Source organism: Sphingomonas sp. 2R-10, from assembly GCF_030062225.1.
In the GTDB taxonomy this organism is placed as follows: Bacteria; Pseudomonadota; Alphaproteobacteria; order Sphingomonadales; family Sphingomonadaceae; genus Sphingomonas.
This window is the reverse complement of the sequence record NZ_JASCXF010000015.1, coordinates 67094-93414: the sequence shown is the minus strand read 5'-3', so window position 1 is coordinate 93414 and position 26321 is coordinate 67094. Positions and strand designations below refer to the sequence as shown.

General features: G+C 66.7%; 28 protein-coding genes and 1 riboswitch. Of the genes, 21 read left to right on the top strand and 7 right to left on the bottom strand.

Annotated features, from left to right (window positions below; all coding sequences use genetic code 11):
• From QLH51_RS08950 to QLH51_RS08935, 4 genes are all read left to right on the top strand, one after another.
• A complete protein-coding gene (locus tag QLH51_RS08950) occupies positions 1 to 1356 on the top strand; it encodes a S41 family peptidase (RefSeq protein WP_125657816.1) in 1356 nt (451 codons plus the stop codon).
• Between the two features lie 202 nt (positions 1357 to 1558).
• Complete coding sequence (locus tag QLH51_RS08945) at positions 1559 to 1864, top strand: alkylphosphonate utilization protein (protein WP_125657813.1); 306 nt, start codon at positions 1559 to 1561, stop codon at positions 1862 to 1864.
• Positions 1861 to 2592 carry a uracil-DNA glycosylase gene (ung, locus tag QLH51_RS08940; protein WP_125657810.1) on the top strand — a complete coding sequence of 244 codons (732 nt, stop codon included), beginning with the start codon at positions 1861 to 1863 and terminating at the stop codon, positions 2590 to 2592. The genes QLH51_RS08945 and ung overlap by 4 nt, the downstream gene beginning before the upstream one ends.
• Before the next feature lie 43 nt (positions 2593 to 2635).
• Complete coding sequence (locus QLH51_RS08935; protein ID WP_125657808.1) at positions 2636 to 2914, top strand: hypothetical protein; 279 nt, start codon at positions 2636 to 2638, stop codon at positions 2912 to 2914.
• 214 nt (positions 2915 to 3128) lie between these two features.
• Here QLH51_RS08935 and QLH51_RS08930 read toward each other — a convergent pair whose 3' ends face one another.
• Positions 3129 to 4037 carry a hypothetical protein gene (locus QLH51_RS08930; protein WP_125657805.1) on the bottom strand — a complete coding sequence of 303 codons (909 nt, stop codon included), beginning with the start codon at positions 4035 to 4037 and terminating at the stop codon, positions 3129 to 3131.
• 88 nt (positions 4038 to 4125) lie between these two features.
• Between QLH51_RS08930 and QLH51_RS08925 the strand changes: the two genes are divergently transcribed.
• The 3 genes from QLH51_RS08925 to QLH51_RS08915 are packed head-to-tail and all read left to right on the top strand — an operon-like array spanning position 4126 to position 5448.
• Entirely contained in the window at positions 4126 to 4371 is a 246-nt protein-coding gene (locus QLH51_RS08925) for a type II toxin-antitoxin system Phd/YefM family antitoxin (RefSeq protein ID WP_125657802.1), read from the top strand.
• Positions 4368 to 4634, top strand: coding sequence for a Txe/YoeB family addiction module toxin (locus QLH51_RS08920; protein ID WP_125657799.1), 267 nt, complete (start codon positions 4368 to 4370; stop codon positions 4632 to 4634). The genes QLH51_RS08925 and QLH51_RS08920 overlap by 4 nt, the downstream gene beginning before the upstream one ends.
• A gap of 22 nt (positions 4635 to 4656) precedes the next feature.
• Positions 4657 to 5448 (top strand): DUF3800 domain-containing protein, encoded by a 792-nt coding sequence (locus QLH51_RS08915; RefSeq protein ID WP_125657796.1) that lies wholly within the window; start codon positions 4657 to 4659, stop codon positions 5446 to 5448.
• Between the two features lie 193 nt (positions 5449 to 5641).
• On the opposite strand, the gene thiC is transcribed toward QLH51_RS08915, so the two are convergent.
• Both thiC and dinB read right to left on the bottom strand, forming a co-directional pair.
• Positions 5642 to 7537 (bottom strand): phosphomethylpyrimidine synthase ThiC, encoded by a 1896-nt coding sequence (thiC, locus tag QLH51_RS08910; RefSeq protein ID WP_125657793.1) that lies wholly within the window; start codon positions 7535 to 7537, stop codon positions 5642 to 5644.
• Between the two features lie 40 nt (positions 7538 to 7577).
• Positions 7578 to 7668, bottom strand: a riboswitch (TPP riboswitch).
• A gap of 183 nt (positions 7669 to 7851) precedes the next feature.
• A complete protein-coding gene (gene dinB / locus QLH51_RS08905) occupies positions 7852 to 8922 on the bottom strand; it encodes a DNA polymerase IV (RefSeq protein ID WP_125657790.1) in 1071 nt (356 codons plus the stop codon).
• Positions 8923 to 9235: 313 nt separating this feature from the next.
• On the opposite strand from dinB, the gene QLH51_RS08900 reads away from it, so the two are divergent.
• Together QLH51_RS08900 and QLH51_RS08895 are read left to right on the top strand one after the other, a co-directional pair.
• Positions 9236 to 9778 (top strand): hypothetical protein, encoded by a 543-nt coding sequence (locus QLH51_RS08900; protein WP_164516144.1) that lies wholly within the window; start codon positions 9236 to 9238, stop codon positions 9776 to 9778.
• Entirely contained in the window at positions 9775 to 10749 is a 975-nt protein-coding gene (locus QLH51_RS08895) for a hypothetical protein (protein WP_125657784.1), read from the top strand. The genes QLH51_RS08900 and QLH51_RS08895 overlap by 4 nt, the downstream gene beginning before the upstream one ends.
• A 66-nt stretch (positions 10750 to 10815) precedes the next feature.
• On the opposite strand, the gene QLH51_RS08890 is transcribed toward QLH51_RS08895, so the two are convergent.
• Complete coding sequence (locus tag QLH51_RS08890) at positions 10816 to 11751, bottom strand: ABC transporter ATP-binding protein (protein ID WP_125657781.1); 936 nt, start codon at positions 11749 to 11751, stop codon at positions 10816 to 10818.
• Between the two features lie 81 nt (positions 11752 to 11832).
• Here QLH51_RS08890 and QLH51_RS08885 point away from each other — a divergent pair, with 81 nt between their 5' ends.
• Positions 11833 to 12060, top strand: a complete 228-nt coding sequence (locus QLH51_RS08885) for a zinc-finger domain-containing protein (protein ID WP_125657778.1) — start codon at positions 11833 to 11835, stop codon at positions 12058 to 12060.
• A gap of 298 nt (positions 12061 to 12358) precedes the next feature.
• On the opposite strand, the gene QLH51_RS08880 is transcribed toward QLH51_RS08885, so the two are convergent.
• The gene (locus QLH51_RS08880; protein WP_125657775.1) at positions 12359 to 12880 is read right to left on the bottom strand and encodes a hypothetical protein; all 522 of its coding nucleotides are present in this window, start codon (positions 12878 to 12880) and stop codon (positions 12359 to 12361) included.
• A 107-nt stretch (positions 12881 to 12987) separates the two neighbouring features.
• On the opposite strand from QLH51_RS08880, the gene tldD reads away from it, so the two are divergent.
• The 11 genes from tldD to QLH51_RS08825 all read left to right on the top strand — a co-directional run bounded on the left by tldD (position 12988) and on the right by QLH51_RS08825 (position 24339).
• The gene (gene tldD, locus QLH51_RS08875; protein WP_125657772.1) at positions 12988 to 14409 is read left to right on the top strand and encodes a metalloprotease TldD; all 1422 of its coding nucleotides are present in this window, start codon (positions 12988 to 12990) and stop codon (positions 14407 to 14409) included.
• A complete protein-coding gene (locus tag QLH51_RS08870) occupies positions 14409 to 14612 on the top strand; it encodes a putative signal transducing protein (RefSeq protein WP_125657769.1) in 204 nt (67 codons plus the stop codon). The genes tldD and QLH51_RS08870 overlap by 1 nt, the downstream gene beginning before the upstream one ends.
• A gap of 144 nt (positions 14613 to 14756) precedes the next feature.
• The gene (locus QLH51_RS08865; protein WP_055787719.1) at positions 14757 to 15095 is read left to right on the top strand and encodes a P-II family nitrogen regulator; all 339 of its coding nucleotides are present in this window, start codon (positions 14757 to 14759) and stop codon (positions 15093 to 15095) included.
• Between the two features lie 11 nt (positions 15096 to 15106).
• Positions 15107 to 16471, top strand: a complete 1365-nt coding sequence (locus QLH51_RS08860; RefSeq protein WP_125657766.1) for an ammonium transporter — start codon at positions 15107 to 15109, stop codon at positions 16469 to 16471.
• Between the two features lie 279 nt (positions 16472 to 16750).
• Positions 16751 to 17545, top strand: coding sequence for a thymidylate synthase (locus QLH51_RS08855; protein ID WP_125657763.1), 795 nt, complete (start codon positions 16751 to 16753; stop codon positions 17543 to 17545).
• Positions 17542 to 18021 (top strand): dihydrofolate reductase, encoded by a 480-nt coding sequence (locus QLH51_RS08850; RefSeq protein WP_125657760.1) that lies wholly within the window; start codon positions 17542 to 17544, stop codon positions 18019 to 18021. Before QLH51_RS08855 ends, QLH51_RS08850 begins: the two co-directional genes overlap by 4 nt.
• A 47-nt stretch (positions 18022 to 18068) precedes the next feature.
• A complete protein-coding gene (locus QLH51_RS08845; protein ID WP_125657854.1) occupies positions 18069 to 19283 on the top strand; it encodes a dipeptidase in 1215 nt (404 codons plus the stop codon).
• Between the two features lie 9 nt (positions 19284 to 19292).
• Positions 19293 to 20216: a bifunctional riboflavin kinase/FAD synthetase gene (locus QLH51_RS08840; RefSeq protein WP_125657758.1), complete on the top strand. Its 924-nt coding sequence runs from the start codon at positions 19293 to 19295 to the stop codon at positions 20214 to 20216.
• A gap of 256 nt (positions 20217 to 20472) precedes the next feature.
• The gene (gene ileS / locus QLH51_RS08835) at positions 20473 to 23436 is read left to right on the top strand and encodes an isoleucine--tRNA ligase (RefSeq protein WP_125657755.1); all 2964 of its coding nucleotides are present in this window, start codon (positions 20473 to 20475) and stop codon (positions 23434 to 23436) included.
• Entirely contained in the window at positions 23433 to 23942 is a 510-nt protein-coding gene (lspA, locus tag QLH51_RS08830; RefSeq protein WP_206429023.1) for a signal peptidase II, read from the top strand. The genes ileS and lspA overlap by 4 nt, the downstream gene beginning before the upstream one ends.
• Complete coding sequence (locus tag QLH51_RS08825) at positions 23935 to 24339, top strand: DUF3035 domain-containing protein (RefSeq protein WP_125657752.1); 405 nt, start codon at positions 23935 to 23937, stop codon at positions 24337 to 24339. The genes lspA and QLH51_RS08825 overlap by 8 nt, the downstream gene beginning before the upstream one ends.
• Positions 24340 to 24792: 453 nt before the next feature.
• Here the strand turns inward: QLH51_RS08825 and QLH51_RS08820 are convergent, their stop codons facing one another.
• Both QLH51_RS08820 and QLH51_RS08815 read right to left on the bottom strand, forming a co-directional pair.
• Entirely contained in the window at positions 24793 to 25623 is an 831-nt protein-coding gene (locus QLH51_RS08820) for a TorF family putative porin (RefSeq protein ID WP_125657749.1), read from the bottom strand.
• A 202-nt stretch (positions 25624 to 25825) separates the two neighbouring features.
• Entirely contained in the window at positions 25826 to 26290 is a 465-nt protein-coding gene (locus tag QLH51_RS08815; RefSeq protein WP_055757447.1) for a RidA family protein, read from the bottom strand.
• Positions 26291 to 26321: the final 31 nt, after the last annotated feature.

The following is a 26321-nucleotide window of genomic DNA, read 5'->3' as shown; positions in this document are numbered from 1 at the left end:
GTGCCGGGCACGACCCCCACGCCCACGCCGACCACCAGTGCCGCCTGTTCGCTGCGCGCGCGGCAGGACTGGGCCCTGGCGCAGCTGCGCGAATGGTATCTCTTTCCCGAGACGCTGCCCGCCACGCTCGACCCGACGCCCTATACGTCGGTCGACAGCTATATCGACGCGCTGACCGCGACCGCGCGCAGCCAGCGCAAGGACCGGTTCTTTACCTACGTGACGTCGATCGCCGAGGAGAACGCCTATTACGACGCCGGCGCGACCGCCGGGTTCGGCACCCGCTTCGCGCTCGATTCGACCGGGCGGCGGCTGCTGATAACCGAATCGTTCGAAGGGGCCCCGGCGCTGGCCGCCGGGATCGACCGCGGCACCGAGATCCTGCAGATCGGCACGTCGACCGCCAGCCTGCGCGCGGTATCGGCGATCGTCGATGCCGAGGGCACCAGCGGGCTGAACAATGCGCTGGGCCCCGACACGCCGGGCACGGCGCGCGTGTTCCAGTTCCGCACGATCGACGGCACCACGCGGACCGCGACGGTCACCAAGACCGACTATGCGCTGCTGCCGGTATCGACGCGCTATGGCGCCAAGGTGCTGACCGACGGCGCCAGGAAGGTCGGCTACATCAACCTGCGCACCTTCATCTCGTCGGCCGAGACGCCGCTCCGGAACGCCTTCGCCGATTTCCGGGCGCAGGGGATCACCGAGTTCATCATCGATTTCCGCTACAATGGCGGTGGGCTGATCTCGATCGCCGACCTGATGGGCGACCTGCTCGGCCGCGACAAGTCGGCCGGCCAGGTCTACAGCTACACCAGCTTCCGCCCCGAAAAGGCGGCGGAGAACGAGACGCGCTTCTTCCAGCCGCAGCCGCAGTCGGTGGCGCCGGTCAGGATCGCCTTCATCGGCACCGGCAACACCGCCTCGGCCAGCGAACTCGTCATCAACGCGTTCGTGCCCTATCTGGGCAGCAACATGGCGCTGGTCGGCACCAACACCTATGGCAAGCCGGTCGGGCAGATCGCGCTCGACCGCGCGGCGTGCGACGATCGCCTGCGCGTCGTGGCGCTGGCGGTGCAGAACTCGGCGCGGTCGGCGGCCTATTATGACGGGCTGGCGGCGACCGTGCCCAACACCTGCCAGGCGGGCGACGACATCAGCTATCCGCTGGGCGATGCCCGCGAACAGTCGGTGGCCCGCGCGCTCGACTTCCTCGCCGGGCGGTCGTGCAGCCGGATCAGCGGGTCGGCGGGCACGTCGGCGCAGAACGCCCGCGGCCGGTTCGACGAGCGCACGCTGCTGCAACCCGCCCGCCCGTCGACCGCGCAGCGCGAGGTGCCGGGGTTGTTCTGACCCGAGTGTCTGCCTTGACCATACCGCACGGGAAGAACCGTTCGTGCCGAGCAAGGGCTGAGCTAGTCGAAGACCCATATCGAAGCACCTGGCCGCAAGCGGTCCTTCGATACGCCATTTCGACTTCGCTCAATGGCTACTCAGGACGAACGGGAGAGCCTAGGGCCATTCGGGACAGCGCACTGGGAAGACGGACAACGCCATGAGCGACGACGACTATATCTATGACGAGGCGAGCGGCGAGTGGGTGCCGGCGTCGCAGGTCGCCGCCGCGCCGGTCGGCGACGACGACGTGGTCGTCCGCGATGCGGTGGGCAATGTGCTGGCCGATGGCGATCAGGTGACGCTCGTCAAGGACCTGACCGTCAAGGGCGCGGGGCAGACGCTGAAGCGCGGCACCCTCATCAAGTCGATCCGCCTGACCGGCGACGCACAGGAGATCGACTGCAAGTTCGAAGGGATCAAGGGGCTGGTGCTGCGCGCCGAGTTCGTGCGCAAGCGCGCATGATCCCGCCTGCGATCGACCCCAGCTGGGCGCCGGCGCTGGGCCCGGTGTTCGACAGCCCGGGCATGGCGGCCTTGCGCGACTTCCTGAAGGCCGAGAAGGCGGCGGGCAAGCGCATCCTGCCGCACAGCGCCGACTGGTTCACCGCGCTGGCGCTGACCCCGCTGGACAAGGTGCGGGTCGTGATCCTCGGGCAGGACCCGTATCACGGGCCGGGGCAGGCGCACGGGCTGTCCTTCTCGGTCCGGCCGGGGGTGCCGGTGCCGCCGTCGCTGCGCAACATCTACAAGGAACTGCACAGCGACCTGGGCATCGCGCCGCCGCCCCATGGCTTCCTCGAACACTGGGCGCGGCAGGGGGTGCTGCTGCTGAACGCGGTGCTGACCGTCGAACAGGGCCGCGCCGCCGCCCATGCCGGACGGGGATGGGAGGCGCTGACCGACGCGGTCGTCCATGCCGTGGCGGAACAGGGGCCGCCCAGCGTCTTCCTGCTATGGGGATCGCATGCCCAGAAGAAGGCCGGGTTCGTCCGCGACGTAGCCGCCGGGGGCCGGCACCTCGTGCTGCGCGCGCGCCACCCCTCCCCGCTGTCGGCGCATAGCGGCTGGTTCGGCAGCCGCCCGTTCAGCCAGGCCAATGCGTTCCTCGCGAGGCAGGGACGCGGCGAGATAGACTGGGCGATCCCGGCACTCGATACGCAGACGGAACCATCGGGCGGTTCGGACGATTGAACCCGCTTGTCCGCCACAGGGGCGGAAGGAAGAGGGAATTGCCATGAAGACGATGATGACGGCGACCGGTCTGGCCGCGCTGATGCTGCTGGGCGCATGTGGTGGCAATGCCGACGACAAGGCCGCCGACAATATCGAGGCGATGACCGAGAACCGCGCCGACGCGCTGGAAGACCAGGCCGACCTGACCAGCAACGAGCAGGTCGAGGATGCGCTGGAGCGTCAGGCCGAGAACGTCCGCGACATGGGCGAGGACGCCGCCGACAAGGCCGACGACACCGACAACGCCCAGATCGAACAGGCCGTCGCGAACAAGATGTAATCCGCGCCGGGATACCGTTCGATCCGTCCACGCCGGATCGGACGTCATCCCGGCACCGGCCGGGATCTCCCGGTGACAGCGCGCGGCAGGAGGCGCGGGAGACCCCGGCCTTCGCCGGGGTGACGCTTTCCCGTCGGTGGATCGGAGTTGTGAAGGACGGGGCGTCGCGCGAACCACGCGCGGCGCCCCGTTTCGTGTCCAAAGGTCACGAAAGTCACACTCGCCGCGTTTTGCCGCGCGCGCGGCGGTTCGGCTGTGGCCGGGGGCGCGGCACGACGATGCCGCGCTTGGCGAGTTCCAGTTCGACCTCGAACGCCATGCCCAGCGGCCCCGGCTCGGAGATGTAGATGTCGTCGTGTTCGGCGAGCGCCGCCGCGAGCGGTTCGGGCAGCGGCGGTTCGACCGGCTGCGGCGCGGGTTCCACGCGGCGATCGGGATCGAGCCAGCCGGGCAGCCGGCCATCGGCCAGATCGGCGACCTCGATCGCGACGTCGAGATCGGCCGGGGTCATCAGCTTTTCCGGTTCGGCCGGCGGCGCGGGGGAGAGTGCGTCGAGCGCCTCGGCCACGCTCGGCGTCGGAGTGGGGGCCGGTGCCTCCGCCTCGCCGTGCGCCGGCCGGCGCCGCTGCTGCTTGCCGTAGCGGTCGGGATAATGGGCGGCGAGCAGGAACATCAGCATCCGGTCGCCGGGGCGATGCCGCGACCCTATCCGCTGCCCCTCCGCATCGAGTACCGGTTCGACGGTGCCGTTGATCGCCCGGTCGAACGCGACGTCGACCAGCATCCCCACCGCCTGCGCGACCGCCGCATCCCATGCACGGGCAAAGGCTTCGCCGCCGGGCGAGCGGCGCAGGCGATAGGCGCTGCTGGGCGACATGCCGACGGCGCGCGCCGCCTCGCTGACCGACCCGCCATCGGCGAGCGTTTCGATGAAGTCGCGCTGTTTCGCTTCGGACCAGCCGTCGGCACGCGGTTTGCGGCGGACGGGGACCCATTGGTAATCGGCGGGGTCATAGCCGTTGGCGTCGAGATAGGGTGTCTCGGACGGGACGGTCAGGTTCGAGGGGTCGAGCGCCGGTGCGGGCGCGGGCGAATGCTCCGGGAGCTGGGTGTCGTTGCGCATGGGCGGGAGGGGAACATATTGGGAACTTGTAGGACAGTGGTTTTTGGCGGACCCTTGCGTTCTGTACAATGTTCCGTACATTCGTTTCATGGAATCGATCAGCTTCACAGAGTCGCGCGCCAATCTGAAATCGGTGATGGACCGGGTCGTCGCCGACCGGATGCCGGTGGCGATTACCCGCCAGCGCGGCGAAGGCGTCGTGATGATCTCGGCCAGCGAATGGGCGTCGATCGAGGAGACGCTGTATCTGCTGCGGTCGCCGAGGAATGCGGAGCGGTTGCTGGAGGCGGTGCGCGGGTTCGAGCAGGGTGACGAAGGCGTGCCCTTTCCATGAAGGTCGCGTTCTGGCCGACGGCGTGGGACGATTATCGCTACTGGCAGGCGAACGATGCCAAGATGGTCGACAAGATCAACGGGCTGATCGAGGAATGCCGGCGGCATCCGTTCAAGGGGACGGGCAAGCCGGAGCCGCTGGGCGGCAACCTGTCAGGCTGGTGGTCGCGTCGGATCAGTCATGAACATCGGTTGGTGTATCGCGTGACGGGGTCTGGCTTGGAGCAGGCGGCTCAGGTGGCGCAGTGCCGGTATCATTATTGAAATTTACCGATATAGTTACCGGATGCTTCTGAAACCTGGCGGCATCGATATTTTCTATATCGATGAATCAAATGATCGCTCCCTCTTTGCAGTAACTGCTCTGGCAGTGCCCTTCTTGCGGCCAGTGGATGGGGTTTGGCAGATAACGTGGCCAACTCACTTGGCAGCCGCAAAAGAATGGCGAGCAAGCCTATCAAGAAATCTGAAAATACCCGCAACCAAAGAACTCCACGGCACTAAACTTGCCGGGGGCCGTGGAAACTACATCTACGGCAACAGGCAAATTCCAAGTAAGGATGTCACCAAGTATTACAAAGAGATGCTTTCCGGTATAGACTTTCTTCCGCCCGAAAGCGTCATTACAGTCACTGGTACTCGCGGTCGAGAAATGTATGGACACGCCCGCCTTGAAAGAGTGATGTATGCGCTGTTTCAGAGAATGAGGAGACAATGCGTAGCGCGGAATGTTAATGCACTAGTTTTCTTTGACGAAGGGCATCCCGAGTACCGTACATTATACCGGCGAGCCATGAAGCACCTCCCAACCGGATCAATGTTCGGTGACCAACGCAATCTTCCTTTGGACATGTTTGTCAAAGACGGGAATTTCAAAAATTCCAAACTTTGCCACTTCACGCAGATCGCAGATGTTATTGCTTTTGCAGCCTTTCTAAAAGTCCGGAACGAGTTAGGACTTCTTGACGAACGTCGAACTGAAGCAGGCTTAGGAACACTGTTCGACGCTCTGCCTATAGCCGTCAAAAATATGAAAGCGGCTGCTCGATCCGATGATGGCATCGTAAGGCTCGGATAAGGAGACGGCCCGGAGTCACCTCCGAGCCGCTCGGGCAGCTGCTTCTGCGATCAGACGACCCCACTCACGAGCTGCCCTCTTGACATAGGGCATTTGGCCATTCTTGTCAACGAATCATACGATAGAATCGGTTGGAAATTACGGATCGTCAGCTAACAGTTATTAACCGTTCCGTAGTCGACCGGGTGCCACTTCACTCCGCCGGCAGGTACACCTCGCCACCCTTCTCGCGGAACTTCTCGCTCATTTCCGCCATGCCGGCCTCGGCCGCCGCCACCGATGCGGGACCGTTCGCGAACAGCGCGCGGTCCGCGTCGGCCTTGTCGGCAGCAATGAAAGTGTCGGCCGGGGCGTTCTGCTTGGCGGCGAACTCGCGGACTTCGGCGGTGATCTTCATCGAGCAGAATTTGGGGCCGCACATCGAACAGAAATGGGCGGTCTTGGCGCCTTCGGCGGGCAAGGTCTGGTCGTGATAGCTTTCCGCCGTGTCGGGGTCGAGCGACAGGTTGAACTGGTCGCGCCAGCGGAAGTCGAAGCGGGCGCGGCTCAGCGCATCGTCGCGCATCTGTGCGGCCGGATGGCCCTTGGCGAGGTCGGCGGCATGGGCGGCGAGCTTGTAGGTCACCACGCCGACCTTCACGTCGTCGCGGTCGGGCAGGCCGAGATGCTCCTTGGGCGTGACGTAGCAGAGCATCGCCGTGCCGTACCAGCCGATCATCGCCGCGCCGATGCCGCTGGTGATATGGTCGTAGCCGGGCGCGATGTCGGTGGTGAGGGGTCCCAGCGTATAGAAGGGCGCTTCGCCGCAGACCTGCAGCTGCTTCTCCATATTCTCCTTGATCTTGTGCATCGGCACATGGCCGGGGCCTTCGATCATGACCTGGACGTCCTGTGCCCACGCGCGGTGGGTCAGTTCGCCCAGTGTGAACAGCTCGCTAAACTGCGCTTCGTCATTCGCATCGGCGATCGAACCGGGGCGCAGGCCGTCGCCCAACGAATAGGCGATGTCATACGCCTTCATGATCTCGGTGATCTCGTCGAAATGTTCGTAGAGGAACGATTCGCGGTGATGGGCGAGGCACCATTTCGCCATGATCGACCCGCCGCGCGACACGATGCCGGTCACGCGCTTCGCGGTCATCGGGATGTAGGGCAGGCGGACGCCGGCATGGATGGTGAAATAGTCCACGCCCTGTTCGGCCTGCTCGATCAGCGTGTCGCGGAAGATGTCCCACGTCAGTTCCTCGGCGATGCCGCCGACCTTTTCGAGCGCCTGATAGATCGGCACCGTGCCGATCGGCACCGGCGAGTTGCGCAGGATCCATTCGCGGGTGTCGTGGATGTTGCGGCCGGTGGACAGGTCCATCACCGTGTCGGCGCCCCAGCGGATCGACCAGACCAGCTTGTCGACTTCGGCAGCGACGTTGGAGGCGACCGCCGAATTGCCGATATTGGCGTTGATCTTGACCAGGAAGTTGCGCCCGATCGCCATCGGTTCGGATTCGGGGTGGTTGATGTTGTTGGGGATGATCGCCCGGCCGCGCGCCACTTCGTCGCGGACGAATTCGGGGGTCACGAAATCGGGGATCGCCGCGCCGAAGCTCTCGCCGTCGCGCTTGTAGTCGCGCAGCATCTCGCGGCCGAGATTCTCGCGGGTCGCGACATATTCCATTTCGGGCGTGATGATGCCGCGGCGGGCATAGTGCATCTGGCTGACGTTCGCGCCCGCCTTGGCGCGGAGCGGACGCTTGACGACGTTGGGGAAGGGCTGGACCCCGCCCGACCGGTCGGGGCCGAGCTGGCCGTTATCCTCGGGGCGCAGTTCGCGCGCGTCGTAGCTTTCGACGTCGCCGCGGGCCATGATCCAGTCGCGGCGCAGCTGCGGCAGGCCGGCCATGATGTCGATGCGGGCGTTCGGGTCGGTGTAGGGGCCCGAGGTGTCGTAGACGTTGAGCGGCGGTTCGCCGGACGAGGGATCGAGGTCGATCGCGCGCATCGCGACGTTCAGGGGACCGACGTGAATCTTGCGGCTGCCACGGATCGGGCCGGTGGTAACGCCAATTTCGGTGCGTGCGGGGATGTCTGCCATATTCCACTCCATGCGGAGGGGGCGGGACTCTCGTGGCCGCTCCCTCCCTACGCCGGTGTCAGCCGGATCAGGTTCAGCGGGTCGAAGGCTGCGGCCTTCCTCTCAAGCGTGACGAAACGCTCCCCCGGGGACGTGCGCGGTTGTAGGCGGGTTGCGGGTGGGCGTCAAAGCGTTGGACACTCGACCGGCCATGATCCGCCGTCATTCCGGCGAAAGCCGGAATCCATGGATGGGGAAACGGCCAAGCAAGATCGAGAACACCCGACACAATGGATTCCGGCCTTCGCCGGAATGACGATGGTTGGGGGTGCGCGTTACAACAGGTCGAGCTGGCCGCTGGGCGGGTCGGCCCCGCCGAATCCGGCCATCGTCACCCCGACCAGCCGCAGGCCGGTGCGCAAGGGATAGAGTGTCGCGATCAGGCTGCGGGCGGTGGCGTGCAGCGTGGCGCGGTCGGCGACCGGCGCGGACAGGGTGCGGCTGCGCGTGACGATGCGGAAATCGGCGTATTTCGCCTTTACCGTGACGGTTCGGCCGTGCTGGCCGGTCCTTTCCACCCAGTCCCACACGTCGTCGGCCATCGCCAGCACCCGCTCCTCGATCGCCGCCGGGTCGGTCAGGTCGTGGTGGAAGGTGGTTTCGGAGCCCGACGACTTGCGCACGCGATTGGGGCGGACCGGGCGGTGATCCTCGGCGCGGGCGATGCCGTGATACCAGCCGCCCGCCTTGCCGAAGGTACGTTGCAGCGCGGGCAGGTCCCACGCCGCGAGGTCGGCGCCGGTGCGGATGCCCAGCGCCTCCATCCGCTCGACCGTTTTCGGGCCGATGCCGTGGAACTTGCCGACCGGCAGCGACGCGACGACGCGCGGGCCGGCCCTGACCGGGATCACGCACTGGCCGTCGGGCTTGTTCATGTCGGAGGCGAGCTTGGCGAGGAACTTGTTGTAGCTGATCCCGGCGGACGCGGTCAGGCCGGTCGTCGCGCGGATGCGGTCGCGGATTTCCTGCGCAGTGGCGGTGGCGCTGGGCAGGCCGCGGCGGTTGGCGGTCACGTCGAGATAGGCTTCGTCGAGCGACAGCGGCTCGACCAGATCGGTATAGTCGAGGAAGATGGCGCGAATCTGCTGGCTGACCGCCTTGTAGACCTCGAACCGGGGGCGGACGAAGATCAGGTCGGGACAGCGGCGCAGCGCGGTGACCGAGGGCATGGCGCTGCGCACCCCGAACACGCGCGCTTCGTAAGAGGCGGCGGCGACGACGCCCCGCCCGCTCGACCCGCCGACCGCGACCGGCTTTCCCTTCAGTTCGGGCGCGTCACGCTGTTCGACCGACGCGAAGAAGGCGTCCATGTCGACATGGATGATCTTTCGGACAGGGGAAGGCATATCCTGTTGGCTGCTCAACGACTTGGCTCTTGGTCGATTCCGATCGCGCCCGACCCGGATCGATGTGGTTTCCACCATCGGGGATACCGGGCAATCGCATTCAAGGCCAGAGAAGACCGAGAACAGGCAGCGAACAACCTCCGTCGCGTTGACGTCGTGCCGATGGTCGACGATACCCCCGTGGACGACGAACGCGTCATGCGATCGATAGGTGGGAGCAGCGATGTCGGACCGACAGTCTTCCGGTCGACGGGCCGGTCCAGCAGCCTTCTTCTCCAGCCGGGGCAGAACCGGTGCGATCCGATTTTTCGCGGTGCTCGTCTCCGTCACCGCACTCTTCGCGTTCGTCGCCTGGGGTCTCGCGACGTGCGACGCCGCGACCTTTCCCTTGTTCGGCGGTCTGGGCGGCGCGGTGCTGGCGAAGCTGTTCGCCGAAGCCGGCCGTCGCCGTCACGACAGGGGAGAAGGCGCGGCAACGGGCGCACTGGTACTCGTCGGAACGCTCCTGGCACTGGCAGCGATCGTATCGCGGCTGATCGAAGGCATGGCGGCGATCGCCGTCGGCGTGGTGGCAGTCGCGGTGGTCGCGGTCACGTTCCTCCGTCCCGGGCAGACCATCACCAACCGCCATGGCGAACCGCCCTCCGGCGTGTTGGGCTCCGCCATGCCGGATGTGCACCGTACCGACCGTTCCGGTATCGTCTGGGCGATCGTTTCGATCATGGGTTGCGCCGCCCTGGGGTTGGCGGTGCAGATGACGACCGATAGAATCCGTGCCGATCGCGAACGTCGTGCCGAGGTTTCGCCATCGCCGCGACCGACCGCCCCCGCAATCACGGGAAGGATCGCCCCGTGACCCTGCCGTCCGAACGCATGGCGCAGGCCCGGTCTGTTCTGGACCGCTTCGTCCGGGCGGGACGCCCGGCCGGGGCGAAACCGCCGGCCGTCGCGGCGCTGCAAAAGAGCCCCGTCGGCTGGCCCGTCACGCGCGACGTCCTTGCCGCCCAGATCGATGCCAGGCTGCGCGGCACCCATACGCCGCGACAGCTCGGCACGTCCTATTGCGGGCCGGCGGCATTCCTCTACTGCGTGCTGAGGGATCGGCCGGACGTCTATGTCGCCTATGCCGTCATGCTGTGGCAGACCGGCAGATATTCCTTTGGGACCCGCGCGGGACATGTCGATGTGGAATCGGCGGATCGAACCAAGGCGGCGCTGCGCGAGATCGCCGGCCTTCGGAAGGGCAAGGAGCAGATTTCGGAACTCGACTGGATGACGATGGCCACGCTGAGCGCATCGACGCGCCCCCTTTCCGGCCTGCGCAGGGGGGCCGAACCCGACGACGTGGCGCTCTCCGTTACCTATCCCTGGGTTCTCGAGGGCTGGTTCCAAGCGGCGGGATCACGGCCGCAGGTCAACAACATGGGGGTCGGCGCGGTCAAATCGAGCCTCTTCATGTTCGCCAACCTGATGCGGTTCTGGCGCTCGCACTGGCTGGTGCTGCAGATCGATTCGAGCCTGGCCGAAACCGGCAGCCCCAGCACCTTTACGCAACGCCACTGGGTCGTCGTCGATCCGCACTTCCAGCCCAGGGTTCGTCGCGCGGGAAAGGGGCCATGGGTCGCGATGGGCGACGTCATGCCCGACTTCTGGAAAGTGCCGGACGATCAGGCGGACCGTGCGATGGACGGACGTCACCTCGCCGACTGGCCGATGGAACTGAGCCTCGTCACCTGGGGCAAGGAGAATTACCGCGCAAGGATGCGGCGGCTCGGCGACATCCCCGCGCGCTTTTATGGCGGATATGCCTTCCCTCACATCCGGTAGCGCGGGACGGAGCGCAGGGCATGCGGGTTTGCCCGCGCCGATCGCCCCTGCGGCCCGCCAAGCCGTTCAGTCGTTCGTCAGGTTGAGGAACACGTCCTCCAGATCGGCCTCGCGCGTCACGACGTCGACGATGCCGTAGCCCTGCGCCGCGACCGCCGCCAACACTTCACCCGCGTTCGCCACGTCCTTGCGATAGGTGATCGCGAGCAGCCGGTCGCCCTTGCGCTCGACCTTTTCGAAGACGCCGGCGGCGGGCAGGTCGGTCAGGTCGCGGTCGACGGTCAGTTCGACCGCCTTTTCCTGCGCCATGCCCAGCAGTTCACGGGTCGGCTGATTGGCGACGACGCGGCCGTGGTTGATGATGGCGATGCGGTCGCACAATTGCTCGGCTTCCTCGAGGTAATGCGTGGTCAGCACCACCGTCACCCCGTCGGCGTTGAGTTCGCGGACATAGTCCCACAATTGCTGGCGCAGCTGGATATCGACGCCGGCGGTCGGTTCGTCGAGGACGAGGACGGGCGGCGAATGGACCATCGCCTTCGCCACCATCAGCCGCCGCTTCATGCCGCCCGAGAGCGTGCGGGCATAGGCGTCGGCCTTGTCCGCCAGATGCACCGCGCGCAGCAGGTCCATGGTGCGGCGCTTCGCCCGGGGCACGCCGTACAGGCCGGCCTGGATCTCCAGCGTCTCGGCGGGGGTGAAGAACGGGTCGAACAGGATTTCCTGATTGACGATGCCGATCGACGCCTTGGCGTTACGGGGATGCTCGTCGATGTCGAAGCCCCAGATCGATGCCGATCCGCTTGTCTTGTTGACCAGCCCGGCCAGCGTGTTGATGAGCGTCGACTTGCCCGCGCCGTTGGGGCCGAGCAGGCCGAAGATCTGCCCGCGCGGTACGTCGAACGACACGCCGTCGAGCGCGACCTTGGCCGGGGCCCCGCCCTTCCCCGCAGCATAGGTCTTGCACAGGTCGCGGATCGAAATGGCGGCTTGGGTGTCCATGGCTGCGCCGATACGCCCGCGCCCGCCCCAAGCCAAGCGCCGTCTTGTCGCGGGCGCGGGTGATTGCTATCGGCTGGACCCATGCTGCCCCCGCCCGAACTCCTCCGCGTCACCACCCCCCGCGTCGCCTGCGACGGTGCCGGCGACATCGCCCCCGCGCTGGGCCATCCGCGCGTGTGGTTGCAGATCGACGAGACGGGCTATGTCGATTGCGGATACTGCGACCGGCGCTTCGTGCTGATCGGCGGGCCGGCCGATGGGGCGGATCAGTCGCAGCTCAAGGATCATGGGGACGGCGCGGGCCGGTAAGGCCGAACGCAGTTCGGACAACCAGCAAGGCCCGCGCCCGGCCGGCGGCGGGCAAGCTCGCCCTTGCCCGCCGACCGACGACGCGGCTTCGCCGCGGCGGTGCTGATCGCCTTCCCATCTCCCCCAAACGTCATCCCAGCGAAGGCTGGTATCTCCCGGTAATGACGCGGGACAAGAACCGCAGAGGCCCAGCCTTCGCTGGGCCGACGTCTACTTGGCTGGGACACCTCTTCCACACGTCCGCACTGTGCCGCAATTGAAATGCATTCCAAGCCGTAAGCCTGTTGCCTGCATCCCGTTATCGTAACGCCGCACGCCAGCGTGCCCATGCAGCGGCGAGCCGGCCCTGCCCCCGAAGCAAACGCGCAGCGTTCTTCGGCGTGACGCCCAGCAATCGCGCTACCTCGCCGATCGTGATGTTCGGACGCGCTGCCCGCAAATCTTCGGCTGACCATTGCAGCGAACTGGCATGAGGGTCCAGAAATACACACGGTGTCGCGAAGGCATGGCCTATTTCGAGTACGCGTTCGTACGTCATGAATTCTGCAGGCCAATCGCCTCGCATAATATGTTCAGCAACGTCATCGCCTACACGCCGGAGGAAATGGATATCGAAAATCCGCTCTTCCTGCGCGATCATCCAATGCTGATTACAAGCGCTGCATCGAGCCAGATGCAGCCACCAAAGATCGTCGCCGTGGCGGCGTATCTCCTCGATCGTGGCGAACACACGCTCATCCAGCCCGTCGCCGCCCATTGGAACGGCTGCAAGATCGGAGAGCGAAGCGCAGACACAAGTAGGCGGCGAAGTGTCTCCCATGTCCAACGTCTGGCGGTACGGACGAAGGTCTGCAAGTAGGTACGGGTCGCTACGTCAACTGCCCAAGGACCCATTCCCCCACGCCACCGCGCCCCTATATCTAGCGGATGACCCCGACCGATCCCCGCTCGTACCTCTACACCGGCGACCTCGACCCCGCCGCCGCGCTCCGTGCCACGCAGGCGACGCTTGCGAATGCGGAGGATGGTGAACTCTACCTCCAGTATCGCCGCTCCGAAGCGTTCGGGTTCGACGATGGCCGGTTGAAGACCGCGTCGTACGACACCCATGCCGGGTTCGGGCTGCGCGCGGTGTCGGGGGAGACGACTGCGTTCGCCCATGCCAACGAATTGTCCGAAGCCGCGATCCGGCGGGCGGGTGAGACGATGGCGCTGATCGATCCGGCGAAGGGGGCCAAGGCACCGCCGCCGCGCGGCAACAACCGGCACCTCTATACCGCCACCGATCCGCTCGACCTGATCCCGTTTGGCGACAAGGTGGCGCTGTGCCAGTCGATCGACGCCGCCGCACGAGCGCGCGATCCTCGCGTGGTGCAGGTTTCGGCGAGCCTGATGGGGTCGTGGAGCGTGGTCGAGATCGTCCGCCCCGACGGCTTCATCGCCACCGACGTCCGGCCGCTGGTGCGGCTGAACGTGTCGATCGTGGCCGAGGCGAACGGGCGGCGCGAGACGGGCAGCTTCGGGATCGGCGGGCGCTACCTCTACGATTCGCTGTTCGCAGCCGAAACGTGGAACCGCGCGATCGACGTCGCGCTGGCGCAGGCGCTGGTCAATCTGGAGGCGGTCGACGCGCCGGCGGGCGAGATGACCGTGCTGCTGGGCGCGGGCTGGCCGGGCATCCTGCTGCACGAGGCGATCGGCCACGGGCTGGAGGGCGACTTCAATCGCAAGGGCACCAGCGCCTTTTCGGGCAGGATCGGCGAGCGGGTCGCGGCACCGGGCGTCACCGTCATCGACGACGGGTCGATCGCCGACCGGCGCGGGTCGCTGTCGATCGATGACGAGGGTACGCCGACACAGGAGAATATCCTGATCGAGGACGGCATCCTGAAGGGCTATATCCACGACCGGCTGAATGCGCGGCTGATGGGCGTCGCGCCGACCGGCAACGGCCGGCGTCAGGATTTCTCCCATGCGCCGATGCCGCGCATGACCAACACCTTCATGACCGGCGGCAACGACGATCCGGCCGAGCTGCTGTCGCGGGTGAAGAACGGTATCTTCGCGAAATCGTTTGGCGGCGGGCAGGTCGACATCGTGTCGGGCAAGTTCGTGTTCTCCTGCACCGAGGCGTACCGGGTCGAGAACGGCCGGATCGGCGCGCCGATCAAGGGCGCAACGCTGATCGGCGACGGGCCGGAGGTGCTGAAGCAGGTACGCGGGATCGGCAACGACTTCGCGCTGGACGAAGGGGTCGGCATGTGCGGCAAGGCCGGGCAGTCGGTGCCTGCGGGAGTCGGGCAGCCGACGCTGCTGATCGATGGCCTCACCGTCGGCGGCACCGCCTGATGCCGCTGGCCGAACTGGGGCGTTTCCCGCGGGTCGAGGCGCAGATCATCGTCGGGCGGCTGGAAAGCGAGGATATTCCGGCAGTGGCGTTCGATGGCGAGGCGAGCATCGGCGACGGCAGCTGGCTGCTGATCCCGGTGCGGGTGATGGTCGATGCCGACAATCTGGATGCTGCTCGCCCGATCGTCGACGACGCTGCCTGAAAAACGGGCAACTCCGCCGCACTGCACAAATTAACCGCTCGTTAACCCGGCGGCTGGCCGGCCAGCCCCCGGAAAACCATCGAACGCCCAACTGGCACGGTCGTTGCGATGCTCTCCCTCGCAATCATGCGACGAGGGGGCGACATGAAATTAGTCATCGCCATCATCAAGCCGTTCAAGCTGGATGAGGTACGCGAAGCACTGACCGAGATCGGCGTCGCCGGGATGACGGTGAGCGAGGTCAAGGGATTCGGGCGGCAGAAGGGCCAGACCGAAATCTATCGCGGGGCCGAATACAGCACCAACATGGTGCCCAAGATCAAGATCGAGGTGGTGTGCGACAGCGACATCGCAGGCCGTGTGGTCGAGGCGGTGCAGGCCGCGGCGAACACCGGCGCGATCGGCGACGGCAAGATCTTCGTCCTCGATGTGGGCCAGGCCGTGCGCATCCGCACCGGCGAAACCGATCTGACCGCGCTGTGATGGGGGGCATCATGCAACATCCGAAGAAACTGATGGCCGGCGCCGCGCTCGGCCTGTTCGCCGCGCTGCCGGCCTGGGCACAGGACGCCGCCTTGCAGGCGCCCGCCGCCGCTGCCGCGCCGGTCGCGACCGTCAACAAGGGCGACACCGCATGGATGATGGTGTCGACCGTCCTCGTGCTGATGATGATCGTGCCGGGCCTCGCGCTGTTCTATGGCGGTTTGACCCGGACCAAGAACATGCTGTCGGTGATGACGCAGATCGGCGCGGTCGCGGCACTCGCGATGCTGATCTGGGTGATGTACGGCTATTCGCTCGCCTTTGGCCCCGATGTCGCGAATGCGACGCTGTCGGGCTTCATCGCCAGCCCGGGCAAGGCGTTCCTCGCCGGCGTCACCGCCGCGTCGCAGGCGGCGACCTTCACCGCCGGGGTCGAGATCCCCGAATATGTCTTCATCAGCTTCCAGATGACCTTTGCCGCGATCACCATCGCGCTGGTGCTGGGGTCGGTGGTCGAACGCATCAAGTTCGCCGCGGTGATGGTCTTCGCCATCGTCTGGCTGACGATCACCTATTTCCCGATCGCGCACATGGTGTGGGCGACCAGCGGCTATTTCTTCAAGGCGGGGGCGCTCGACTTCGCCGGCGGTACGGTGGTCCATATCAACGCCGGCGTCTCGTCGCTGATGCTGGCCATCCTGCTGGGCAAGCGGCTGGGCTTCCCGACCGAGCGCATGGCGCCGCATTCGCTGACGCTGACCATGGTCGGCACCGGGCTGCTGTGGGTGGGCTGGTTCGGGTTCAACGCGGGTTCCGCGCTGGAAGCGAACGGCACCGCAGGGCTCGCGATGATCAACACCTTCGTCGCCACCGCATCGGCCGGCCTGTTCTGGATGCTCGCCGAGAAGTTTTCGGGGCACAAGGGTTCGGCGCTGGGCTTCTGTTCGGGCATCATCGCGGGCCTCGTCGCGGTGACGCCGGCGGCGGGCAATTCGGGTCCGTTCGGCGCGATCGTGCTGGGCGCCGTCGCCTCGGTCGTCTGCTTCTTCGCGGTGACCGTGGTGAAGCCCAAGCTCGGCTATGACGACTCGCTCGACGCGTTCGGCATCCACGGCGTCGGCGGTATCATCGGCGCGATCGGCACGGCGGTGGTCTATGCCCCGTCGCTGGGCGGTCCGGGTGCGGCCGACTACGACATGGGTGCCAAGCTGGGCGTACAGGTGTTCGCGGTGCTGGTGACCATCGTCTGGGCCGCGGTCGGCACGACGATCGCCTGGGTCGTGGCCAAGGCGCTGACCGGGGGCCGCGTGTCGAAGGAAGTCGAGCTGGAAGGCCTCGACCTCGGCGAACATGGCGAGCGCGCCTACAATTACTGAGTTTCTCTTCCGGGCGGCGGCCTAGTCCCCTGCCGCCCGGACCCACAGTTTCCTCCTGCGGAAAACCCCTGGGCCGGTGCGGCGACGCATCGGCCCTTTTTTTGTGTAACAGGCCGGTTGGATGTGTATCCGCTACACACCCCGTTCGTGCTGAGTAGGGGCTGAGCGCAGTCGAAGACCCGTATCGAAGCACCCGTGACGGTCCTTCGATACGCCCCTTCGACAAGCTCAGTGGCTACTCAGGACGAACGGTATCTTTGATTTCCAAGGTGTCGCCAGATGACCCCCTATCTCGACCTGATGCAGCGCGCGCTCGACCATGGCGTTCCGACCGATGACCGCACCGGCGTGGGCACGCGGTCGGTGTTCGGGCACCAGATGCGCTTCGACCTTGCCGCCGGCTTTCCGGTGCTGACCACCAAGAAGCTGCACCTGCGGTCGATCATCATCGAGCTGCTGTGGTTCCTGCGTGGCGACACCAATGTGCGGTGGTTGCAGGAGCAGCGGGTCAGCATCTGGGACGAATGGGCCGATGCGAACGGCGACCTCGGCCCGGTGTATGGCAAGCAGTGGCGCGACTGGGAGTCGGCGGACGGGCGGCATATCGACCAGATCGCCGAACTGATCGCGACCATCCGCACCAACCCCGCATCGCGCCGGCAGATCGTGACCGCATGGAACCCGGGCGAGCTGCACGCGATGGCGCTGTCGCCCTGCCACTGCCTGTTCCAGACGCATGTCGCGAACGGGAAACTGTCGCTCCAGCTGTACCAGCGCAGCGCCGACATCTTCCTCGGCGTGCCGTTCAATATCGCGAGCTATGCGCTGCTGACGCACATGCTGGCGCAGCAATGCGACCTGGCGGTCGGCGAGTTCATCTGGACCGGCGGCGATTGCCACCTGTACGAGAACCATCTCAGCCAAGCGCGCGAACAGCTGGGCCGCACGCCGGGGCCGCTGCCGCGGCTGGAGATCGCGCGGCGGCCGGATGCGATCGACGGCTATGTCCTCGAGGATTTCGTGCTGCACGACTATGTCGCGCAGCCGCATATCAAGGCGGCGGTGGCGATATGATCGACGCGATCCTCGCACGGGCCGATAATGGCGTGATCGGGGTCGATGGCCAGTTGCCGTGGCACCTGCCCGCCGACTTGAAGCGGTTCAAGGCGCTGACCATGGGGCGGGCGATGGTGATGGGGCGCAAGACGTTCGAGAGCTTTCCCGCCCCCCTGCCCGGCCGGCGGCATATCGTGCTGACCCGCTCGACCGACTGGCGCGCCGACGGGGCGGAGGTGGCGCATAGCCCCGAAGCGGCGCTGGCGCTGGCCGGGCCCGACGCGGCGGTGATCGGCGGGGCGGAGGTGTTCGCACTGCTCCTGCCGCAGATCGAGCGGGTCGAACTGACCGAGGTCCATGCCAGCCCGCAAGGCGATGCGATCGTCCCGCGCTTCACCGGCTGGGTCGAAGCGTGGCGCGAGGATCACAGTGCCGCGAGAGAACGTCCGGCGTACAGCTTCGTCCGATTGCTCCGCCCGCCCGCCTCCGCGTAAAGGGGCGCATGGCGTCGATCGCGACGCCCAAGGGGCGTGAGGGGCGGATGCGTAGGGCGGTCTGGTGGGGCGTGGCGGCGCTGGCGATACTGGCCGCCGCCTTTTTCGCGCTGGCGCCCGGCATCGTCGAGCGATCGATGAACAAGGTCGAGCCGAGCGCGGCGCTGGCCAGGCGGATGGCGACGGCACCCGCGCCGGTGGTGGCGGGGCCGATCGTCGATCTGCACGCCGATACGCTGCTGTGGTCACGCGACCTGTTGACGCGCGGTGAGCGGGGGCAGGTCGACCTGCCGCGCCTGCAGGACGGCGATGTCGCGTTGCAGGTGTTCTCGTCGGTGACAAAGACACCGCGCGGGCAGAATTACGACAGCAACGGCGACGACAGCGACAACATCACCCCGCTGGTGATCGCGCAGTTGCAGCCGGTCAGGACCTGGGGGTCGCTGCTCAATCGATCGCTGTGGCACGCCACCCGGCTGCGGCGTGCGGCGGCGCAGTCGGACGGGCAGTTGCGATTGATCCGTTCGTCCGCCGATCTCGACTCGCTGCTCGACGCGCGCAGTGCCGGACCGGTGGTGTTCCATGCCCGCCACCCCCGGCCGGTCGGCGCGCTGCTGTCGATCGAGGGGCTGAACGGGCTGGAGGGCGACCTCGCCAATCTCGACCGGCTGTATCGCAGCGGGTTCCGCATGGCGGGCCTCGCGCATTTCTACGACAACGAGGTCGCCGGATCGATGCACGGCCGCGCTAAGGGCGGACTGACCCCGTTCGGGCGGCAGGTCGTCGCGCGGATGGAGGACAAGGGCATGATCGTCGACGTGGCGCATGCCAGCCACGCCGCACTGGCCGATGTGCTGCGCGTCGCACGCCGGCCGGTGGTGTCGAGCCATGGCGGGGTGCAGGCGACGTGCAACGTCAACCGCAACCTGACCGACGACGAGGTGCGCGGCATCGCCCGTACCGGCGGGATCGTCGGCATCGGTTACTGGCCGGGCGCGGTGTGTTCGACCGATCCGGCGGCGATCGCAAAGGCCATCGTCCATGTCCGCGACATCGCCGGGATCGACCATGTCGCGCTGGGGTCCGATTTCGACGGGGCGGTCACGACCGGGTTCGATACGGCGTGGGTCGGGCTGGTCGCCGAGGCGCTGGCGCAGGCGGGCATGGCGCCGGGCGACATCGCCACGGTGATGGGCGGCAACGCGCTGCGCGTGCTGCGTGGCGGAATCCAGCCCCTTTCCCCCCGTTCCCCTGCCCGCTAAGGGGCGGCGATGGAGCGTCTGGACGGCGGCGCGACGGTCCCCGGCCATTTGCGCGGGGGCGTGGTCGCGCTCGGCAATTTCGATGGATTTCATGCCGGGCACCAGGCGGTGGTCGCCCGCGCCGTCGCGCGTGCCCGCGAACGGAGCCGTCCGGCGATCGTAGCGACGTTCGACCCGCATCCCCGCCGCTATTTCCAGCCGCAGCTGCCGCCGTTCCGGCTGACCAGCCTCGACCAGCGCGCGCGGCTGTTCGCCGCCGCCGGGGCCGATGCGATGCTGGTATTCGCGTTCGACGCCGCGCTGGCCGGGCTGTCGGCGGAGGGGTTTGCCCGGCGGCTAGCGGGCGAAATCGGCGCGGGCGGAGTGGTGACCGGCACCGACTTCACCTTCGGCCGGGCACGAAGCGGTGACGTGGGCGTGCTGCGCGCGCTGGGCGAGGCGCATGGCTTCACCGCCGAGACGGTCGCCCCGGTCGAGGGCGGCGCGGCGGTGATCTCGTCATCGCGCATCCGCGATGCCTTGCGCGAAGGACGCCCGCGCGAGGCGGCGGCGCTGATGACCCGGCCGTTCGCGGTCGAGGGCGTGGTGGAACATGGCGCGAAGCTCGGCCGGCAGCTGGGCTATCCCACCGCCAACATCGCCATGGGCAACTATCTGCGGCCAGCTTACGGCATCTATGCGGTGACCGGGCGGCTGGCCGACGGGCGGGTGCTGCGGGGGGCGGCGAATCTGGGCATCCGGCCGACGATCGCGGGCGAGCCGATCGAGCTGCTGGAGCCGTATTTCTTCGATTTCGACGGCGATCTGTACGGGCAGGTGATCGAGGTCGCGCTGATCGAGTATTTGCGGCCCGAGGCGAAGTTCGAATCGCTCGACGCGTTGAAGGTACAGATGGCGGCGGATTGCGACCGCGCGCGGGCGCTGTTGGGGTAGAAGAAGAAGCTGGTTCGCGCGGAGGCGCGGAGGCGCGGAGGAGGTTGCGATGGCGGAAGCGACACCCGCGTCAGCGGCTTTTGCCATCGTGGCCACCGGGTAAAGCGTCTCCCGATCGCGATGCACTGGCAAAGAACGGACCATCTCTGCGCCTCCGCGCCTCCGCGCGAACCAAATTCTTCTTTACTGCATGCCGCCGACTGCCACGGAAAGCGGTTTGCGTGTGCGCGCGCATCGGCTAATCGCGGGCATTCCTATGACCGAAACGCCCGAACCCCAGCCCCCCGAAACGCGCGACTGGCGCGACACCGTCTTCCTGCCGAAGACCGACTTTCCGATGAAGGCCGGCCTTGCCGCCAAGGAACCGGCGATCCTCGATCGCTGGGCGAAGATCGGGCTGTACGATCGGCTGCGCGCCGAGCGGCAGGGCCGGGAACGCTTCCTGCTGCACGACGGCCCGCCCTACGCCAATGGCGACATCCATATGGGCCATGCGATGAACAAGGTGCTGAAGGACATCGTCGTCCGCACCCAGTCGCTGATGGGCAAGGACGCGCCGTACATTCCGGGGTGGGACTGTCACGGGCTGCCGATCGAGTGGAAGATCGAGGAAGCGTATCGCGCCAAGAAGCGCAACAAGGACGAGGTGCCCCCGGCCGAGTTCCGCGCCGAATGCCGCGCCTATGCCGCCAAATGGGTCGAGGTGCAGAAGGGCCAGTTCCAGCGGCTGGGCGTGATGGGCGACTGGGACGATCCGTACCTCACCATGAAGTTCGACGCCGAGGCGACCATCGCCGAGGAATTGTTGAAGTTCGCCATGTCGGGCCAACTCTATCGCGGGGCCAAGCCGGTGATGTGGTCGCCGGTCGAAAAGACCGCGCTGGCCGAGGCCGAGGTCGAATATGAGGACGTCGTGTCGACGCAGATCGACGTGGCGTTCGAGATCGTGGACGCGCCGAATGCGCCGGAACTGGTCGGCGCGCATGCGGTGATCTGGACGACGACGCCGTGGACGATCCCGGTCAATCAGGCTTTGGCCTATGGGCCGGAGGTCGATTACGCGCTGTTCGAGATCAAGACTGGCGCGCTGGATGAGCCTGCGCTGGCTCATCTGGCTGGCAAGAAGCTCCTCGTCGCTGAAGCTCTGATCCCTACGTTCCTGAAGCGGATCGGTTCGGCTTGGGACAATAGCGATGCTGTCCAAGTCTATTACAAGGGCGGCTCGGCGCTCGCCGGTGCGACCGCACGCCACCCGATGCACGCGCGCGGCGGGTTCTTTGCCAAGCCGCGTCCGCTGCTGCCCGGCGACTTCGTCACGACCGATGCCGGTACCGGTCTGGTCCATATGGCCCCTGACCATGGCGAGGACGATTTCGAGCTGTGCAAGGCGCATGGCATCGAACCGGTGTTCGCGGTGCAGGGCGATGGGCGGTATCGCGACGACTGGGCGTGGCTGGGCGGCGAAGGCAGCGTCATCAACCCTAAGTTCGTCGCCGCCGGGCGTGGCGGCAAGCTGGAGGAAGGGCCGATCTGTCGCGACCTGCGCTTGAGCGGCGCGCTGCTGGCGGCGTCGGACGACTTTGCGCACAGCTATCCGCATAGCTGGCGGTCGAAGGCGAAGGTCATTTTCCGCGCGACGCCGCAATGGTTCATTCCGATGGACCGGGCTGCCCAGAACGTCGCCCCGGCGCAGGCTGGGGCATCCTTCGGTGGTGCGGGCGATCCGTTGCTGGCGAGTGTCGGGCTGGAGTCGCTTGAGACCCCAGCCTTCGCTGGGGTGGCGTCTGCCGGCAATGGCGCCACGCTGCGCGAAATCGCGCTCGACGCGATCGAACGCACCCGGTTCGTGCCCGAAAAGGGCCGCAACCGGATCGGGGCGATGGTGTCAGGGCGGCCCGACTGGGTCATCAGCCGCCAGCGGGCGTGGGGCGTGCCGATCGCGCTGTACGTCAACCGCGCGACCGGCGACTACCTGCGCGACGCAGCGGTCAACGACCGCATCCTGACCGCCTTTCGCGAGGGCGGGGCCGATGCGTGGTATGCGGCGGACCATCAGGCGCTGCTGGGGCCGGATTACGACCTCGCCGACTATGAGGTCGTGACCGACATTCTCGACGTGTGGTTCGATTCGGGCTGCACCCATGTCTTCACGATCGAAAAGCGCTTCGGCGCAGGCACGCGCGCGAACCTGTATCTCGAAGGGTCGGACCAGCATCGCGGCTGGTTCCAGTCGTCGCTGCTGGAAAGCTGCGGCACGCGGGGACAGGCGCCGTATGACGCGGTGCTGACGCATGGCTTCGCGCTCGACGGCAATGGGCGCAAGATGTCGAAGTCGCTCGGCAACGTCGTCGATCCGTTGAAGGTGATCGGCGAATCGGGCGCGGACATCCTGCGGCTGTGGGTCGCGCAGACCGATTATTTCGAGGATGTGCGGATCGGCAAGGAAGTGCTGGCCGGCACCGGCGACGCCTATCGCAAGCTGCGCAACAGTTTCCGGTATCTGCTGGGCGCATTGGACGGCTTCACCGATGCCGAGCGGGTGCCGGTGGCGGACATGCCGGGGCTGGAACGCTATGTCCTGCATCTGCTGGGCGAGCTGGACACCGAGCTTCGCAGCGCGGCGGAGGCGTTCGAGTTCAACCGCTATGCCCGCGCGCTGACCGATTTCGCCAACGAGGACCTGTCGGCGTTCTTCTTCGATATCCGCAAGGATTCGCTGTATTGCGACGCGGCAGACGATGTGCGGCGGCGGGCGTATCGCACGGTGCTGGACGTGCTGTTCCATGCGCTGGTCCGCTATGCCGCGCCGATCGTGGCGTTCACGGCGGAAGAAGTGTGGCAGGCGCGGTTCCCGAGCGCGGACGGATCGGTCCACCTGCTCGAATGGCCCGAACTGCCCGCGCTGCCCGCCGACCGGCCGCTCGGCACCGAATGGGCCGATGTGCGGGTGCTGCGCGCCCGCGTGACCGAGGCGATCGAGCCGCTGCGCCGTGACAAGACGGTGCGCTCCAGCCTCGAGGCCGAGGTGACGGTGCCCACGCTGCCGCTGCCGGCCGACGAACTGGCCGAATTGTTCATCGTCGCGAAAGTCACCCAGGCCGATGGACCGATCACGGTGACGCGGACCGGGGCGGCGAAGTGCGGGCGGTGCTGGCGGCATCTGCCCGACGTCGCGGTCGACGGCGACCTGTGCGGCCGCTGTGCGGAGGTGGTGCAATGACCTTGCGGAAACTGGCGGTGGCGATCGCGATCACTGTGCTGATCGTTGACCAGTTCGTCAAATACTGGGTCACCGGTCCGATGGGGATCGATTATCCGGGGGCCGAGCTGCACCTGCTGCCGATCTTCACGCTGCGCTTCGTGCAGAATTTCGGCGTGTCGCTGGGGCTGTTGCAGGCGGGCAGCGAGACGGCGCGCTGGGCGCTGGTCGCGATGACGGCGATCATCGCCACCGGGGTCGCGGTGTGGATCCGGCGCGAGCGGCAGAAGCCCGAGCTGATCGGGCTGGGGCTGGTGCTGGGCGGGGCGCTGGGCAACATCGTCGACCGGGTGCGCTTCGGCTATGTCGTCGACTATGCCGATCTGCATTTTGGTGGTTTCAGCCCGTTTCTGGTATTCAACGTCGCCGACGCGGCGATTTCGATCGGCGTGGTGATCCTGCTCGTACGCGCGCTGTTCACCCGCGAACCGAAGAACGACGTTCCTGTGGAGAAGGCCAATGCGTAAGTTTATCGTTCTCAGCAGCCTCGGCCTGATCCTTGCCGGGTGCCAGGGCAACGCCCTGAACCGCCAGCGTCCCGACGAGTTCGCCGTCGCGCGGCAGGCGCCGCTGGTGATCCCGCCCGATTATTCGCTGGTGCCGCCGCGGCCGGGCGCCGCGCGTCCGCAGGATACCGCGGCATCGACCCAGGCGATGCAGGCGCTGTTCGGCGGCCCGGCGCAGCGCAGCGCGACCGAGCGGCTGACGCTGGAGCAGGCGGGCGGCGCGGGCGCGGCCGATTCGGGCATCCGCTCGGGCGTGGCCGATCCGGACACCAACGTCGTCGACAAGGGCACGACGACCCGCGACATCATCGCCGCGCCGGCGGGCGACGGGCAGACGGCGCGCACGACCACGCCGTAAGGGTCGGGGGTTCTCGACGCGCGAAAAAGGCCGGTTGCCCAATGGGGCGACCGGCCTTTTTCTTGTTCCCGTCCGACTCCCCTATCCTATCCGTTTGCTTCGAGCGGAGGTTCGAGCCTGTCGAGAACCGAAGTCGAGAAGGGGTTGCCACGAACGGCGAGTTCTCGACGGACGCTTCTCGACAAGCTCGAAGCTGCTCGAACCGAACGGGTGGGGAGCAGAAGGATTTCCAGCGAAATCGTTCGTCCTGACGAGTTGCTGAGGGAAGTCGAAGCGACGCGTCGAAGGACGACTTACCAAATGCTTCGATACGGGCCTTCGACAAGCTCAGTCCCTACTCAGCACGAACGGTTCCGATGAAGCTTAACCCACACCTGTCACCCCAGCGCAGGCTGGGATGACGGTTGTGGCGCGAGCGTGGGGCGGGGTGGTTGCCCCCGCCCCTGCCCCCCGTCAGAACGCCGCGGTCAGCGACACGACCACCGTGCTGGCCGCGATCGGGCTGCCGTTGGTGGTCTTGCTGAAGTTCGGCGTGATATAGGCCGCTTCGCGGTTCGAGATGTCGGTGTCGACATAGGCGACGCCCAGCGTCAGGTTCTTGTAGGTGAAGTCGGTGCCGACCGACCAGTCCCAATAGCTGCCGGTCGGCGACAGGCTGGTGCCGTTGGGGCCGAGGCCGGGATTGCCGTCCGAATAGCCGATATGCGCCTTCAGCGTCAGCGGGGTGTTCGGCACGGCGCCGACGGCATCGCCCGACAGATAGATATTGTCCTGCCGGCTGCCGTCGCCCGCGACCGGCGGGGTCAGCGAGCGCGTGAACAGGCCGAGCGAGGTCTGCTTGGGTGCATAGAAGGCGCCCGCGGTCAGCGTGGCGGGACCGGCAGTACCCGACAGCTTGCCGTAGAATTCGACGACGTCGGTTTCGTCGGCACCGCCCGGATAGGTGTACCACGTGACGCCGACATCGACGGTCGCGGTGTCGAACGTGTGCTTGTAGCCGGCGATCAGGTCGAGTTCGAGGTTCGCACCGCCGAACGTGCCCCAGCCGGCGAGGTTGGAACCCCAGGTGCCGATATAGATGCCGCTGTCGTGCGCGATGGTGATGCCACCCTGCACGGCGACGTTCTTGTCGCTCTGCGACACGCCGCGGAAGCGATAGTCGGACGCGACGGTCGCGCTGCCGCTGATCGTGATCGGTTCGGGGGGCGCGGTGTCCTGCGCAAGGGCGGGCATCGCGGTGGTGGCGGCGAGAATCGCGGCCGGGAGGAAGGTCGAGAATCGCATCGTAAACCCCTTTCAGGTTCCGTGGTGATTCTCCTGCGTCGGACGTCGCCGCGTTTGGCTGGACCTGCTGGTCCGTGCGGTCTGGCGTCCTGCGACCGAATATGTCCCAGCGTGCCGCGCTGCACAATGGGAATTGCGTGCGGACGCGATACGACGCCCCCGCTGTTGCGCGGTGGCAACAGCGGAGGCGGTCGGTGGACGATCAGGCGCGGATGGCGAGGATCGCGTCGATCTCGACCACGGCACCCAGCGGCAGGACCGGTACGCCGACCGCGCTGCGGGCATGGCGGCCGGCATCGCCGAACAGTTCGACCATCAGTTCCGAGGCGCCGTTGGCGACCTTGGGCTGGTCGGTGAAGCTGCCCGCCGAATTGACGAACACGCCGAGCTTCACGACGCGCTCGATCCGGTCGAGGCTGCCCAGCGCCTTTTCCGCCTGCGCGAGGATCATCAGCGCGCACTTCTGCGCCGCCGAGGTCGCATAGGCGAGGTCGCGATCCTCGCCGGCGCGGCCGGTCATCAGGTTGCCGTCCTCGAACGGGAGCTGGCCCGACAGGTGCAGCAGGCCACCGGCCTCTACCGCGGGGACATAGGCCGCGACCGGAGCGGCGGCGACGGGGAGCGACAGGCCGCGTTCGGCCAGCTTTGCGGGGATATCATATGCCATGGACGTTCCTCTCTGGTGGTTATCGGACGGG